The organism is Lactobacillus sp. CBA3606, from assembly GCF_002970935.1.
GTDB lineage: Bacteria > Bacillota > Bacilli > Lactobacillales > Lactobacillaceae > Lactiplantibacillus.
In genome coordinates this window covers 938427-952304 of the sequence record NZ_CP027194.1, presented here as the reverse complement: position 1 = coordinate 952304, position 13878 = coordinate 938427, and the positions used below count along the sequence as shown (strand labels likewise).

Here is a 13878-nt window from a genome sequence, read left to right as displayed (position 1 = left end):
TCAAGCTTGCCAGTCAGTGCACTTAATGCTAGCTGGCCTTGATTCACACTCTGAATTGGAGTGAACAATATGAAAATTGCGGTAGTAACCGATAGTTCGGCTAATTTGAGTGCCCAGACGGCCGCCGAGTATAAAATCACGGTGGTGAATGATCCGATTATGTTTGGCAACCATGTCTATCATGAAAATGTCGATATTAATGCGGATCAATTTTATCGCTTATTAAAAGTTGAAAAAGATATTCCGACAATTTCACAGATTTCGATGTCTGAAATGCAAGTGGTTTTTGATACGTTAAAAGCCGCTGGTTATGACCAAGTCTTGGTGATTGGGTTGAGCAGCGGTATCAGTGGCTATGTGAATAATCTCAAAACATATGCGCCCTCAGTTAAAGGGATGCAAGTTAGTGTTTTTGATTCACGGACGGCCTGTGCTGGCACTGGCAACATGGTTAAGTTGGCGGCGGCCATGGCTTTAGCGGGCTATGGTATGACGGAAATCTTAACCCAATTAACCCAATTACGAACGATGACTAAAACGGTCTTTATTGTGAATAGTATGCGGCATTTGGTGAAGAATGGGCGGATATACAATAATAGTAGTTTGGCAGGCACAATGGTCTTACGCAATAAGCCTATTATCACGTTTAATGATCATGGTAAAATCCAATTATTGGGTAAAGAACGAACCCTGAAAAATGCCCAACAGGCGGTGCAAGAGGAATTCGACCGCTTTGTCATTAAAACCCAATTACCGGTCCGGTTGGATATTATTAGTGCCAATGATACGGATATTGTTGAGGATTGGGCGAGCGAATTGCGTTATCAGTTCCCCGCCGTGCGAGTTAAAACCGGTGAAATTGGGCCGCTGATGGGGGTCTTAACGGGTGAACATGCTTTGGGAATGATTTGGTCATTAGATTGGCAACCATTGTTGGCGAACTTGCCAGCACCACTACCAGCAGTTGAACAAGTTCCGGAGTCTGAAAAATAATTAAATTAGATTTCAATTAGGGTTGACAATCTTAATTAATAATATTAAGATTAGAACATTAAAACTTGATGAAAAGCTAATTTGGTTAGAAGAAGTCGTTAAATTGACATGCTGAGAGAGCACCGGTCGCTGTGAAGGTGCCATGGCAATTTAATTAAAGTTCAACCTTGGCGCAGATTTTACGAGGTCTGCAGGGTGGCACCCGGTAACGTGCTAGCGTTGACTGTGAGTTAACGCACTGAGCTGGAACGTGTGAACGTTTCTTAAATTAAGGTGGTCACCCGTGTAAACGGCCTTTGGATGCAAATCCAGAGGCCATTTTTTTATCAAGCAACATATAAGCCCCATTTTTGGCCCAATTCATAGAACAGGTACATCGTTTTAGAACCAACCGTCGGACACATAACCATCGTTGAAAGGAAGTTTTCGCTTATGAAGTATGGCATTATTGGCGCTGGCGCCATGGGATATCGGTACGGGATTATGTTACAACAAAATGCAAACGTGCAAGTTGATTTTATTGAGACTTGGCAGCCTAACGTTGAAAAAGTTCGTGCACAGGGGGGCGTACAAGTTGCGCGTGATCATGAAAATCAACGGCTCGTGCCCATCAATATCTATTATCCTGAAGATTATCAGGGGCATCCGGATGTTTGGATTATCTTCAAAAAGCAGATGCAACTAGCGGCTGAACTCAAACGCGATGCACCGCTGTTTCATGATGATCAGTATGTTTTTTCAGCGATGAATGGGATGGGGCATTTTGAAAAAATTGCGCAGTACTTTGCGGCTGATCACATTATCGGCGGCACGGCGATGATTGCGACAGTCTTACATGGCCCTGGCGATGTTGATTTTATGGGGGCTGTCGGGAGTGAAGCGATGCATATGAGTAAGTATGCAGGGCCAATTGATGCGACGACCAAAGCGGTGATGGCTGATTTCAAAGCAGCTGACTTGAACCCAATCTGGTCGGACAATTTTATGGGGATGTGTCTTTCAAAAGTGGTCTTTAACGCCGTGACAAATAGCCTGTGTACGATGTTCGAACTACAAATGGGTCAGTTTATTGAATATCCGGGTGTCAAGGATATGGCAACCCAACTATTTAATGAAGCATACGATGCCTGTGAACGCGCGGGTATCAAGCTAATTGAGACCCGGCAAGCATCCGTCGATTCCGTGGCGACGGTTAGTCGAGCTTATAAATATCATTATCCTTCCATGTATCAAGATTTTGCCAACGGCCGGCCAACCGAAGTCGATTATATTAACGGTTATATTGCAAAATTAGGTCGGGAACATGATTATGTTTGTCGGGTGCATGAGTTTGTGACCCACGAAGTTCACTTGGCCGAAATGATGCGTCAATATAAAACCGTTTAATGCGGTAGTTAGATCTGAAATTATTCAGATCTTTTTTTGGGTTAGTTATGATACTATTTGTAAACGTAAACTGATGAATTTGAAGAAACTTTATGAAAATAGGACGAAATATTTCATAACTTTTTTCAAACCAATCAAAACTTAATTTTATAAGGTTGGAACCGCTATCTTCGGAATTGGTCTATACATAAGTTGTGACACTCAACTGTTATCTTATGACATGCTGTGATAGTATTTACAACGTGTTAAAAAAGATGACAGGGAGAAATTGGTATGAAGACATATTTTCAAAGGATGGGGCAATCACTAATGTTGCCGATCGCCACATTACCGGCGGCCGCAATCTTAGTGGGGCTCGGTAACTATTTACCGAAGTCGTGGCTATTATCACGATTCATGATTAGTGGTGGCGACGTTGTTTTAAATAATTTAGCACTATTATTTGCCGTTGGTTTGGCAGTCGGCATGTCTAAAAATAAAGATGGCTCTGCGGCAATCGCCGGGGTGGTCGCTTACTTAGTGCCAACCACGATGTTACAACCAGGCGGTACGATTGGTCTAGCGAATTTATTAGGCATCAAAGTCGGGGCCGTGCGTTCGGCATTTAGTTTTGTAAACCAGAATGTGTTGATTGGGATTTGTGCCGGCTTGATTGCGGCGGCGCTCTATAATCGGTTACATGAAGTCAAGTTACCGATGGCGTTATCTTTCTTTAGTGGGAAACGTTTAGTGCCAATTGCGGCGGCGTTTGTCATGCTATTCTTCACGGCTGGGATGTACTTTGTTTGGCCAGCCGTTTATGATGCCATGGTTTTATTTGCCACGAGTATCTCTAAGTTAGGCTTTGTCGGGGCCGCATTGTATGGATTCTTCAACCGACTATTGATTCCAACTGGATTGCATCATGCGTTGAATTCGGTATTTTGGTTTAATGTGGCCGGCATTAACGATATTGGTAATTTCTGGGCGAGCAAAGGGGTTAAAGGCGTTACCGGGATGTATGAAGCGGGTTTTTTCCCAGTAATGATGTTTGGATTACCAGCTGGGGCATATGCGATTTATCGTAATGCGTTACCAGAACGTAAAAAAGAGACCGGGTCGTTAATGTTGGCCGGGGCATTTGCTTCCTTCTTTACTGGGGTAACAGAACCATTAGAATTCTCATTTATGTTTGTGGCTTGGCCATTATACGTGTTGCATGCTATTTTTATGGGACTATCCTTGGGTTTTGCGGCGTTAATGCATTGGACCGCTAGTTTTTCATTTAGTGGTGGCTTAGTCGATTACTTATTGAGTTTTCGGATGCCACTGGCTAATCAACCGTACATGTTATTAGTCCAAGGAGCTGTGATGGCAGCCATTTATTATTTTGGGTTCAATTTTGCAATTCAAAAATTTGATTTAAAGACTCCCGGGCGCGAACCCGTGGTTGCAGCAGATACCACTACGGCGGTTGTCGATAGTGATCCAAATGATGATAAATTCATGAAACAAGCAAAACAAATTTATGCCGCAATCGGTGGGCGTGACAATATTAGTGTGATTAATAATTGCACGACTCGTTTACGGTTACAGTTAAATGATACCGGTAAAGTGGATCAACCAGCAGTTAAAGCCGCTGGCGTACCAGGCTTAAACGTGTTGGATGTTCACAATATTCATATCGTGATTGGGACAGAAGTACAGTTCGTTGCCGAAGCGTTACAGGATTTGTTCGATGGTAAAGTGAGTGCCACGCCAACGCAGACCACGGATGCCACCACGGCGGTCGCCGCAACGACAACGACTGATACGCCCAGTGGACCAGTCACGACGGTATTGCAAGCGCCAGCAACTGGTGCCTTAATGCCAATCAGTGCGGTTTCAGATACGACCTTCGCACAAAAGTTATTGGGGGATGGCTATGCAGTGGAACCCACGACGAATGAAGTCGTTTCACCAGTTAGTGGCGAAGTGACCAGTATCTTTCCAACGAAACACGCGTTAGGGCTCAAAACGGCCTCAGGGTTAGAAATTTTGCTACACATGGGGATTAATACCGTTGAAATGAATGGGACGCCATTCGACTTGCATGTGGCAGCTGGTGATCAGATTGCAGCTGGCACCGCAGTGGCAACAGTTGATTTGGCCGCAATCAAAGCCGCTGGTAAAGCGACGACGATGATGGTCGTTATCACGAATATGGCTCAAGTCACCAAGTTAACCTTAAATACGACGAAGACGGTCGTGGCTGGTGATATCATCGGCGCTGCCGAATAGGGTTGTTTAAGTGGGTTAAAAAATAAGCTGGGTCAACCTAGTTTAAGGTCGTCTAACGCTAAATCAGCTGCGTTAGGCGATCTTTTTGTGCGCCGTGTGACTGGCATCACGTGTCGCTTAAGTTGCTAAATTATTAGGGGCTGATATGCTGGAGGAGTCAAAGGGGGAGTTCAAGATGTTCAAACGAGTTGGTTCTGCAGTATTGGCATTGACGGCGATCATGGGGTTAGGGACGTTACTAGTCACTGGCTTTGAAGGTCAGAATTTTGGTAGTCGGACAATGGACCAAGCAGTTGCGGTGGCCGCTAACAAGCCAGCACCAGTTTGCACCACGGCCCAACGGTTAGATAATCAGCAAATTCTAAAACAGACGACGGCGATTAATCAAAAGGCCGACACGAGTGTCGACACTGCGAATAATCAAGCTAGCGTGATTTTACGTGAAAATAGCTAGGCCGAGTAGGTCGACCTTGACAGGGCCACTTAGGTTGATGAGCGTATCAACTTAAGTGGTTTTTAAAATTAAAGTTTGGCGTTAGCGCAAAAAAGCTGTCATTAGTCATCAATTTTTGATGACTAGTGACAGCTTTTTACCGGATTGTTAATGATAGTTACTGATTTCAATCAAGTTATTATCAGGATCACGAACATATAATGACGTTAATTGCCCGTGAGCACCGGTTCGTTCAACGGGACCGGCGACAATTGGGACGAAATAACTATTTAAATGGTGTTCGATATCAGCGATTTTATCACGGGCAATCAAACAAAGATCGGCACTACCAGGGGTTGGGGTGCCCGCCAAGGGTTCATGGGGGGCGTCAACGGTTTGGAAGTTGATCTTTTGTTTGCCAACTAATACCGCTTGGCGGTCACCATCAAAAGTGACGATGGGTAAGTCGAAAACTTCATGGTAAAAGCGGAGTGACCGGGAGAGGTCGGTGACGGTTAAAACGAGATGATCAATGTCACGAATATTCACAGGCTCAAATCCTTTCAAAATGAATTCGCTTCCTAGTATACCACGGGATGCCCTCATTTTTGACAACCTTAACAATTCATAGTAAGGTAATAACTACTAAGAAGGAGGACTATTTGTGATAACGATTCGACCAGCTGATCAAGATGACGCGGGCCAGATAGCACCGCTAATTAATATGATCTTTGATGAAATGCAACTTGAGGAACTAGACGACATTCCTGAACCTGACTTAGAGCAGGCCATTACTGCCGCGTATCAGACACCTGCGTATTTGTCTGAGAAAGCGACGACGGTAGTGGCCGAGGCCGATGGTCAAGTGGTTGGGGTGGCGTTTGGTTACCCCGACAAGAATGAAGATGCCGTCGATGACGTGCTTGCACAGGTCACGGCGGCTAACGATGCGTTTGGTTTCGCATTCGAAGCTGAAACTGAAAGTTATGAACATGAATGGTACTTGGACTCAATTGCAGTTGATCCCAATTATCAAGGGCATGGCATTGGGGGGCGTTTGTTAGCGGCCTTACCCAAGTATGCGCGGCAAGCCGGCCAGCAACGGATTGGCTTGAATGTTGATATGGCTAACCCTGGTGCCAAGAAGCTTTATGATCGTCATGATTATGAAACTGTCGGGATTAAGCCAATTGGTGATCATATGTATTTTCATATGCAGTATGAGTTAAATAAGGATTTAGTCATGGCATAGCGCCGCTAATCCTTGATTGGCAGGCCTCGTTAGCTAACGGGGCCTGTTTTGCAGGGGCAATAAATGAAAGTGTAGGATGAAAATAAAATGGCTTTATTAGAAGTAACCGATTTGTCGCAAAGTTTCGCTGATCGTAAACTATACGAGGGCGCTAGCTTTACCTTAGAACGGGCCGATCATATGGGAATTGTCGGTCAAAATGGGGCGGGTAAAAGTACCTTAATTAAGATTTTAACGGGTCAAATTCTGCCCTTAGAAGGTGAGATTAAATGGCAACGTCATATTCGGACGGGCTATTTGGACCAGTATGCGGATATTCCTGCGGGGATGACGCTATATGCCTTTTTAAAGACCGCTTTTCAGTGGTTATTTGACTTAGACGCAAAAATGCAACAATATTACACCGATTATGCTGAAAATATGGATGACGTCCTCCTAGAACGGGCCGGTCGGATTCAAGAAACTTTGGAAGCTAATAATTTTTATGATATTGAAACCGAAATGGAACGGGTGATTACTGGGTTAGGCTTAGATGAGATTGGTCGCGACCACGTCATCAGTGAGATGTCTGGTGGTCAACGGTCCAAGATTATTTTGGCAAAATTATTGTTGGAAAATCCAGATGTCATTATTTTAGATGAACCGACTAATTATCTGGATACCGCACATATCACGTGGCTGGAGGATTACCTGAATAGCTTTGCGGGGGCCGTTATGGTTATCTCACATGATTATGACTTTTTACAGCGGGTCACGAACTGTATCTGTGATGTGGCGTTTGGCAAAATCATCAAGTATCGGGGCGATTTTAAGTCAGCGATGCGGCAAAAAGAAGCACGGAAGCAAGCCCAATTAAAGGCCTTTGAAAAGCAACAAGTGGTGATTGATAAGGCTGAAAAGTTCATTCGTAAGAATAAGGCCGGGTCGAAATCAACGATGGCCAAATCACGAGAGAAGATGCTGTCGCATTTGGATCGCGTTGATCCACCGAGTGAAAATGCGCATGCAAAATTCTCATTCCCGTACTTAGATACGGGTTCACAAAATGCGCTAAGTGTGATGAAGCTATCCGTTGGTTATGGGAAACCGTTACTAGCACCCGTCACGTTTACCATGACTAATGGGGAGAAATTAGCCTTTAAAGGGTTTAATGGGGTTGGTAAGTCAACTTTGATTAAATCCATCTTAGGGGTCATTCCTGCGCTCGGCGGTAAGTCCGACTTTTCACCTTCAGCTAAGATCAATTATTTTAATCAAGACTTAGAGTGGGATCATCCAGAATGGACGCCGTTACAGACGATTCAAAATGATTATCCAACAATGCTACCAAAAACAATTCGCACGAAGCTTGCCAAGTGTGGAATTAATGCTGCGAATGCCATGAAACCAATGCATTTATTGAGTGGTGGGGAACAGACTAAGGTTAAGTTGGCATTATTGGAACTTATCCCATGTAATTTCTTAATTATGGATGAACCAACTAATCATCTGGACGATGAAACCAAGGCTGGTTTGAAACGCGCGTTACAAGCCTTTGCGGGTAACTTAATTCTGGTTAGTCATGAAAGTAGTTTTGTGGATGACTGGGTCGATAAAGAATTAAACGTTGAAAAGCTGAGTTTGAAAGATCGGCAAGCTTAGTCAGTTATTAAAGGACCGTGAACGGCAATGTTCACAGCCCTTTTTTAGGTTGCGCTAATTATTTACACAAAACATACAAAAAAATTACTAAAAATTGATAGTTATGGAAGCTATAATCCGTAAAAATAAAAGGTGTCAATGGGGCTTAAATTAATTTTTGTAAGGAGTTAGGATGTTAACACAGGGGCAGGGGTTGTTTTACAGTGGCATGCTAGTCATGTTTTTATTGGGGATGGTCGTGCAATGGTATTATCGGCCTTATTTTGAATTTTTGATGGTGGTCCACACGGTTGAGATTCTTTTCATGGGAGTCATTGGCTGGTATCGGTTGGGCCCAGCTATTTGGTTGCCACTATTGGGGTTGTGGCTACTGGGAGCAGTGGTTATTTGTATCATGCATCAATTTGCAGAATGAGGTTATTTTAGAGGTAATCAAAGAACAGTCGCCGCAAGTGGTCATAACTTGCGGCGACTGTTCTTTGTTAGTAGTGGTCACTTATTCAATGATTTGACTAAGGTCGTGGTCATCCGGTAAGGTTAACCCCCGATTAGTCACACTAGTTGAGAAGACAATTTGGGTACTCGTTTTGCCGAAAGTTTGAATTTTATTGACAAATTCATCTAAGGCCTGGGTCGATTCAAAGACGACCTTTAAAATTTGAGAATATTCACCGGTGACACAATCACATTCGAGAATATTGGGGACACTAGCGACGAACGGATAGAACCGTTCTTTTTGCGTTGGTTCTAATTGTAATTGAATATAAGCCTTAATGCGATAGTTTAACTTTTCGTAGTTCAAGTTAGCTTGATAATCGCGAATAATACCACTTTTTTTAAGCCGAGCAATGCGCGCAGAGATTGCTGGTGATGAGATGAAGCATTGGTCTGCTAAGGATTTGAGTGAAATCCGTGCGTCTAATTGTAAGGCGTTCAAAATTTTTAAATCGGTTTTATCCATATACAACGCCTCCCTGAGTCTTTAATAGTATCATAGCATACTTTCACAGCAGGTTTTAATTTTGTCATTCAAATCGGTTGAAATTAACGTTATTAGTGATTATTTAATATTAGCCACTAAAACTGGTATGATAGATTTTAACATAACAAGTGGGGTGGTTAGATGCAAACAGCACGAGTACAAGCAGCGGTCGCAATCGTTTGGCGACAGCCCAAAGTGGCCTCAATTGACTTGGCGGCCTTGGCTAATCAAGGGCTACAACCTTGGCTAATGCAGCTGTCAGATGCCGATACACTGCGGTTAGAGCGGGATAATATTTTAGTCACACAGGCCCTGTTTAATGACTTGATTTTAGTTGAACGGTTGGTGGACGGCTGGGCGTATGGCTACGTGGTGAGTCAAGCTGATGAGCGGCATCCGCAAGGTTATCCTGGTTGGATTTGGGCGGCACAATTATCGTTAGTTGAACTTCCCATCCAAACCGGGCCCTTGGTCACTGTGCGGCGGGCGACCACGCCGTTATTGCGGGCGGACGGCACAACCTTGCGGCAATTAAGATTGGGAACGCAATTACCAGTGATCACTAGTCAAGATGGACACTATGATGTGGTCCAAACGCCATTGGGTCCCGGTCGGCTAGCGAAACGTGCGACCCAATTTGATTTTGCAACGGCGGGATTAACGCCAGGGGCCATCATGGTTAAGTTAGGGCAACGCTTTTTAGATGATCGTTATCTATGGGGCGGAGTCAGTGCAGATGGCTTTGATTGTTCCGGCTTTGCTTGGGCCTTGCATCGGTGCATCGGCGTTAATTTAGCCCGAGATGTGAGTGAGCAAGTGTTAAGTGGCACCGCAGTTACTTTGGCCACAGCTCAGCCTGGCGATTTATGTTTCTTTGCCCATGATCATGGGCACGGTCGCTTGCATCATGTGGCTTTATACGCTGGCGATGGCTGGTTATTACATGCGCCGACTCCTGGTAAACATGTGACTTATTTACAACTTGCGGCTACTTACTTGCAGGATGAATTGGTACAGATCAAACGTAATTGGGAAAATGAATGAGGCGGATGATGTTACGAAAATTAAAGTTCCTTAAATGGCTTGTCTTAGCGCTAGTGCTGGTTGTTGGGTTAAGCGGTTGTACTAAAGCGGCAACTTCAACGGCACCGACTGCTAGTCATGTGAGCAAAAAGAAGCAGTCCCCTTATCTTAAAAGTACGCGGCCCACGTTGTATGTGCACGGGTTTCAAGGCAGTGCTAAGTCAACTAATACGTTGATTAAACATGCCGAAAAAACGGCCCATGCCAATAAGGTGCTCGTTGCCACGGTTAGTACCACGGGGACAGTGACGTTAACGGGGCACTGGTCAGCGCAAGCACGCAACCCAATTATTCAAGTCGTTTTTAAGAATAATTTAGCGCAATATGACCAGCAAAGTGCGTGGTTGGCAAAAGTCATTACCACTGTGCAAGCGCAGCATGCGTTTAAAACGTATAATATTGTGGCGCATTCTGCGGGGTGTGTGGCAAGTGTTAATATGGCAATGACGACGCAAGCCAACGGTTTTCCGAAGCTGAAAAAGTTAGTCACCATTGCAGGCCCCTTTGATGGGGTCGTGGGTGAAGACGATGTCGCTAATCAAAATACGTTTTTGTCATCTGGTGCCCCTAAATATTTGCATGCGGCCTATGACTTGTTAGCGGCTAAACGAACGCACTTTCCACGTGGGGTCCAGTTGTTAAATGTGGTCGGTAATTTAGATGATGGTACGAACTCTGACAGCTTAGTGACCAATGTTTCGGCACGGTCAATCAAGTATCTGTTACGAGGGCGTGACGTGCATTACACGGAAGCCGACTTCCATGGTAAAAAGGCGCAACATATGCAGTTGCATGAAAATGCTAAGGTCGCATTGACCGTGAATCGGTATCTATGGCATCGCTAAAGAATTAGCGACTAAAGATGAGCTTGGGTATCCCCAGGCTCATCTTTTTTGCACACCGATTAATTAAGCTAAAAACAAAAAATAAGCTAAGTGTAGCATTTGATATAAGGCATATAATGCCACCAGATAAACTGCGGTAATGCCGCCATAGACTAAATAGTGATAAAAGCGCATGTTAAAGCCTCCTCGCAAATCGTTAACTATAGTGTAAAGCGCTTTCGTTAATGAAACAATCGAAACGCGCTCGGTTTAGGTAGAAAGTTTAAAAATAACCTAACTTAAAGTCAAAGCATTAGCTAAAAACTGTTGGGTATGGTATGGTTGATACTTAGTTTGGGACATGTGGAGTAACCAAACGTAACTGAAGAATCTCAGATTTTGATTAAAGTAATTTTAGTATGAAGTACGATGCCCTAGTATCAGTACCCAGAATTATTTACAAAATTTCCTGAGCATTAGGAAAGGACGTAATAAAGTGCGTGTAACAATTAATAAAGGCCAAGTGGTTTATCAAGACATTCCACTCATGACCGCTAGACAACGTTATATTAAAGCGGATGTCTGGGAAATTAAAAAAGCCATCATTGAAAAATCAGCAATCAACGGCTGGACAGTGGAAGCTTTACAACAATTTAATTAAGCTATTAATGGTAGGCCACGACGCAAATTGTCGTGGCCTTTTTGGGTTCTCTGTCAACTGTTGTTGGTAATCTTTTTATTGGTGCTTAGCCGCGCAACGGCTAAGCACCTTTTTTTAATGCGAACATTAAATGTATACGCAATCTGAAATTATTGAAATTTCCAAAACCATAGGCGGTATGTTTTAAAACTTTGATTTTGTTATTTGTCCCTTCCAAAGGACCATTTGAATATTGATATCTAAGTGCGTTCTCAATCGACTCTTGGCTATCTCGTAGTTTCAAAAAATGTTTCTCCATTTCCTCTGGAAATTGATTACTAGCAGCCAGAACCTGTCTTAAACGGGGTAAATCTCGATATTTGACGGCGCTTCTGAGTGTATGCAAGGCGTCATAGGCTCGTTTTAAATCTGGATCAAATTCCAGCATCTCTTCAACAATTTGATTTTGGGTATGGCGTCCGGCAATAAAGGAATAGTGCCTATAGTTCTTGATATCAAGTTTCTCGTTAGGTTTTAAGAGTAGTTTCCAATATCTCTTTAGTGCTTTATATTTAATATTTGATTTAGCAAATTGTTTCATGACGCGAATACGAGTTTGATTAAAGCCTACCACCGCCGATTTCACGATGTGAAACCGGTCAGTAACGATTATGGCCTCTGGAAATACTGACACTAGCTCAGGGTACGTATAATTCATATCCGTTACAATAACTTTGACACCCATTCGGGCTGCTTTCGTATAACGGTTAAAGTATTTTTCAAGACTAGCAAGTGTTCTCGATTCTAAGATATCTATAAATTGATGAGTTTCTCCATCCATAAAGACGAAACTCATCGAACCGTTGGCATCTTTGGTTGACTTGATTTCATCCATGCAAATGACACTTGGCAACCAATCATAATGGGTCAACAAATCACGTTCGTAGGTCTTTAACATTGAGACAACTGTACTACTTGAAATATTCAATTCGTGAGCAATGTGTGTCATGGTCACCGGTTCACTTAGCTTCTCTAAGCAAGCGATGCGAACATTATTAGAGATTGTATGATTCCGTTGCGTTAGCGTAGTTGCTGCTAAAAAATAGCTGTTGCACACTTTACACTTAAAGTTCCGTTTCTTTAGATGCAGTAAAACGTCTCGCTCACTGCTCCTAAGTAGCTTAACTTTTACTTGCCGCCAGCCATAACGAATGATACTTTTTCTGTTGAGCACGCCGCACTTTGGACACGCTTTTGGACGATAGTCCAAAACTGCTTGAACCTCGATTGGTCCTTTTTCTTGAATGTTATTGATAATAGTTACTTTTTTGATGTTTTGGTCTTTAATTCCCAATAAAAATTTAGTATCCTTATTCATAGGGGTATAGTCGCTTCTTTCTCTTGAAATGTGGTAGTGGATAGATATATAAGTCTGCCGACTATATCTCTTTTTCTGCACTTTTTTAATATACTACAAATAAAATACATACAAAAATATCCGCTGCCAGTAATCAAGTTTTCACTTAATTACCAACAACAGATATTTTAGAACCCCTTTTTGCGGGAGTGAAATTACGATGAATGTCTCAAAAGTGGTCAATCGACCTTTAATTAGTATTACCAATGTTATTTGGAGCTTTGATCCGGTAACGCAACAGTTACTCGTGCTATTATTGCAGCGGTCAACGGCACCGTTTAAGGGAACGTGGGGGTTACCGACGACTTATTTGCGGGCGGATGAGAGTGCGGATGCGGCGGCGTTGCGCTTAGTACGCGAAAAATTAGGTGTTACGTTGCCCAGCTTGCATACCGAACAACTAGCAACGTTTACGAACGTGCATCGAGCCAGTGGGGAACGTGAATTAGCGTTGACCTATATGGTTTATTTACCCGTTAAGCCAACTTTAATACCAGGCTATGGGGCTAAAGCGGTCCAATGGTTTACGGTAACTCCCGCGGGTGAGCGTGATGATTTAGTCACGGCGGATTTGGTATTTAAAGGGTTACCTGATTCAGTGAGTCGGGCAGCTTACTATGCTAATCCAATGCGGTATGCGACGGCGGCCGGATTGACGGCAGATCATACGTTGATTTTACGAACAGCCTTGACGCGAGTTCGAAATCGGTTAGCCTATGCGCCGACCATTTTGTTAGTTTTGGGTGTCCAGTTCACATTGAAGCAAGCGCGTGAATTGTATGCGATTATCCAACGAAAGTCCGTTACCGCCATTGATAATTCCAATTTCCGCAAAACTCACGTGCATCTATTTGATGAAATTGGTCTAACTCAAAAACAAGGTTCTGGGCGACCAGCGAAAGTCTATCGCTTGAAAACGGTGGTTGACAGTTAAATTTTGGCATGGTAATCTGATGACACCTTAAAGG

General features: G+C 43.4%; 14 protein-coding genes. 11 read left to right on the top strand and 3 right to left on the bottom strand.

Features of this window, described 5'->3' with window-relative positions; all coding sequences use genetic code 11:
• The first annotated feature begins 69 nt into the window (after nt 1-69).
• The 4 genes from C5Z26_RS04800 (at nt 70) to C5Z26_RS04785 (ending at nt 5092) form a co-directional block, all read left to right on the top strand.
• On the top strand, nt 70-993 hold the full coding sequence (locus tag C5Z26_RS04800; RefSeq protein WP_105448852.1) for a DegV family protein: 924 nt from the start codon (nt 70-72) through the stop codon (nt 991-993).
• A 432-nt stretch (nt 994-1425) separates the two neighbouring features.
• Nucleotides 1426-2379, top strand: coding sequence for a ketopantoate reductase family protein (locus C5Z26_RS04795; protein ID WP_105448851.1), 954 nt, complete (start codon nt 1426-1428; stop codon nt 2377-2379).
• Nucleotides 2380-2652: 273 nt separating this feature from the next.
• Nucleotides 2653-4638, top strand: a complete 1986-nt coding sequence (nagE, locus tag C5Z26_RS04790) for an N-acetylglucosamine-specific PTS transporter subunit IIBC (protein ID WP_105448850.1) — start codon at nt 2653-2655, stop codon at nt 4636-4638.
• Between the two features lie 175 nt (nt 4639-4813).
• Entirely contained in the window at nt 4814-5092 is a 279-nt protein-coding gene (locus C5Z26_RS04785) for a hypothetical protein (protein WP_105448849.1), read from the top strand.
• A gap of 147 nt (nt 5093-5239) precedes the next feature.
• On the opposite strand, the gene C5Z26_RS04780 is transcribed toward C5Z26_RS04785, so the two are convergent.
• Nucleotides 5240-5677 carry a VOC family protein gene (locus C5Z26_RS04780; RefSeq protein ID WP_105448848.1) on the bottom strand — a complete coding sequence of 146 codons (438 nt, stop codon included), beginning with the start codon at nt 5675-5677 and terminating at the stop codon, nt 5240-5242.
• 58 nt (nt 5678-5735) lie between these two features.
• Here C5Z26_RS04780 and C5Z26_RS04775 point away from each other — a divergent pair, with 58 nt between their 5' ends.
• The 3 genes from C5Z26_RS04775 to C5Z26_RS04765 all read left to right on the top strand — a co-directional run bounded on the left by C5Z26_RS04775 (nt 5736) and on the right by C5Z26_RS04765 (nt 8379).
• Nucleotides 5736-6323 carry a GNAT family N-acetyltransferase gene (locus C5Z26_RS04775; protein WP_105448847.1) on the top strand — a complete coding sequence of 196 codons (588 nt, stop codon included), beginning with the start codon at nt 5736-5738 and terminating at the stop codon, nt 6321-6323.
• An 87-nt stretch (nt 6324-6410) separates the two neighbouring features.
• Entirely contained in the window at nt 6411-7964 is a 1554-nt protein-coding gene (locus C5Z26_RS04770; RefSeq protein ID WP_105448846.1) for an ABC-F family ATP-binding cassette domain-containing protein, read from the top strand.
• 172 nt (nt 7965-8136) lie between these two features.
• On the top strand, nt 8137-8379 hold the full coding sequence (locus C5Z26_RS04765; RefSeq protein ID WP_105448845.1) for a hypothetical protein: 243 nt from the start codon (nt 8137-8139) through the stop codon (nt 8377-8379).
• Nucleotides 8380-8460: 81 nt separating this feature from the next.
• Here the strand turns inward: C5Z26_RS04765 and C5Z26_RS04760 are convergent, their stop codons facing one another.
• Nucleotides 8461-8925: an Lrp/AsnC family transcriptional regulator gene (locus tag C5Z26_RS04760; protein ID WP_105448844.1), complete on the bottom strand. Its 465-nt coding sequence runs from the start codon at nt 8923-8925 to the stop codon at nt 8461-8463.
• 162 nt (nt 8926-9087) lie between these two features.
• Between C5Z26_RS04760 and C5Z26_RS04755 the strand changes: the two genes are divergently transcribed.
• From C5Z26_RS04755 to C5Z26_RS04745, 3 genes are all read left to right on the top strand, one after another.
• Nucleotides 9088-9990 carry a C40 family peptidase gene (locus C5Z26_RS04755; protein ID WP_105448843.1) on the top strand — a complete coding sequence of 301 codons (903 nt, stop codon included), beginning with the start codon at nt 9088-9090 and terminating at the stop codon, nt 9988-9990.
• An 8-nt stretch (nt 9991-9998) separates the two neighbouring features.
• Entirely contained in the window at nt 9999-10874 is an 876-nt protein-coding gene (locus tag C5Z26_RS04750; protein WP_105448842.1) for an alpha/beta hydrolase, read from the top strand.
• Nucleotides 10875-11349: 475 nt separating this feature from the next.
• On the top strand, nt 11350-11514 hold the full coding sequence (locus C5Z26_RS04745) for a hypothetical protein (protein WP_105448841.1): 165 nt from the start codon (nt 11350-11352) through the stop codon (nt 11512-11514).
• A gap of 100 nt (nt 11515-11614) precedes the next feature.
• Here C5Z26_RS04745 and C5Z26_RS04740 read toward each other — a convergent pair whose 3' ends face one another.
• Complete coding sequence (locus C5Z26_RS04740) at nt 11615-12871, bottom strand: ISL3 family transposase (RefSeq protein WP_105448531.1); 1257 nt, start codon at nt 12869-12871, stop codon at nt 11615-11617.
• A 199-nt stretch (nt 12872-13070) separates the two neighbouring features.
• On the opposite strand from C5Z26_RS04740, the gene C5Z26_RS04735 reads away from it, so the two are divergent.
• Nucleotides 13071-13844 carry an NrtR DNA-binding winged helix domain-containing protein gene (locus tag C5Z26_RS04735; RefSeq protein WP_105448840.1) on the top strand — a complete coding sequence of 258 codons (774 nt, stop codon included), beginning with the start codon at nt 13071-13073 and terminating at the stop codon, nt 13842-13844.
• Nucleotides 13845-13878 lie beyond the last annotated feature (34 nt).

What these genes read in the sequence shown, in the direction of transcription:
- C5Z26_RS04800 (WP_105448852.1), top strand. Translation starts at nt 70, where the DNA reads ATGAAAATTGCGGTAGTAACCGATAGTTCGGCTAATTTGAGTGCCCAG.
- C5Z26_RS04795 (WP_105448851.1), top strand. Translation starts at nt 1,426, where the DNA reads ATGAAGTATGGCATTATTGGCGCTGGCGCCATGGGATATCGGTACGGG.
- nagE (WP_105448850.1), top strand. Translation starts at nt 2,653, where the DNA reads ATGAAGACATATTTTCAAAGGATGGGGCAATCACTAATGTTGCCGATC.
- C5Z26_RS04785 (WP_105448849.1), top strand. Translation starts at nt 4,814, where the DNA reads ATGTTCAAACGAGTTGGTTCTGCAGTATTGGCATTGACGGCGATCATG.
- C5Z26_RS04780 (WP_105448848.1), bottom strand. Translation starts at nt 5,677, where the DNA reads ATGAGGGCATCCCGTGGTATACTAGGAAGCGAATTCATTTTGAAAGGA.
- C5Z26_RS04770 (WP_105448846.1), top strand. Translation starts at nt 6,411, where the DNA reads ATGGCTTTATTAGAAGTAACCGATTTGTCGCAAAGTTTCGCTGATCGT.
- C5Z26_RS04765 (WP_105448845.1), top strand. Translation starts at nt 8,137, where the DNA reads ATGTTAACACAGGGGCAGGGGTTGTTTTACAGTGGCATGCTAGTCATG.
- C5Z26_RS04760 (WP_105448844.1), bottom strand. Translation starts at nt 8,925, where the DNA reads ATGGATAAAACCGATTTAAAAATTTTGAACGCCTTACAATTAGACGCA.
- C5Z26_RS04755 (WP_105448843.1), top strand. Translation starts at nt 9,088, where the DNA reads ATGCAAACAGCACGAGTACAAGCAGCGGTCGCAATCGTTTGGCGACAG.
- C5Z26_RS04750 (WP_105448842.1), top strand. Translation starts at nt 9,999, where the DNA reads ATGTTACGAAAATTAAAGTTCCTTAAATGGCTTGTCTTAGCGCTAGTG.
- C5Z26_RS04740 (WP_105448531.1), bottom strand. Translation starts at nt 12,871, where the DNA reads ATGAATAAGGATACTAAATTTTTATTGGGAATTAAAGACCAAAACATC.
- C5Z26_RS04735 (WP_105448840.1), top strand. Translation starts at nt 13,071, where the DNA reads ATGAATGTCTCAAAAGTGGTCAATCGACCTTTAATTAGTATTACCAAT.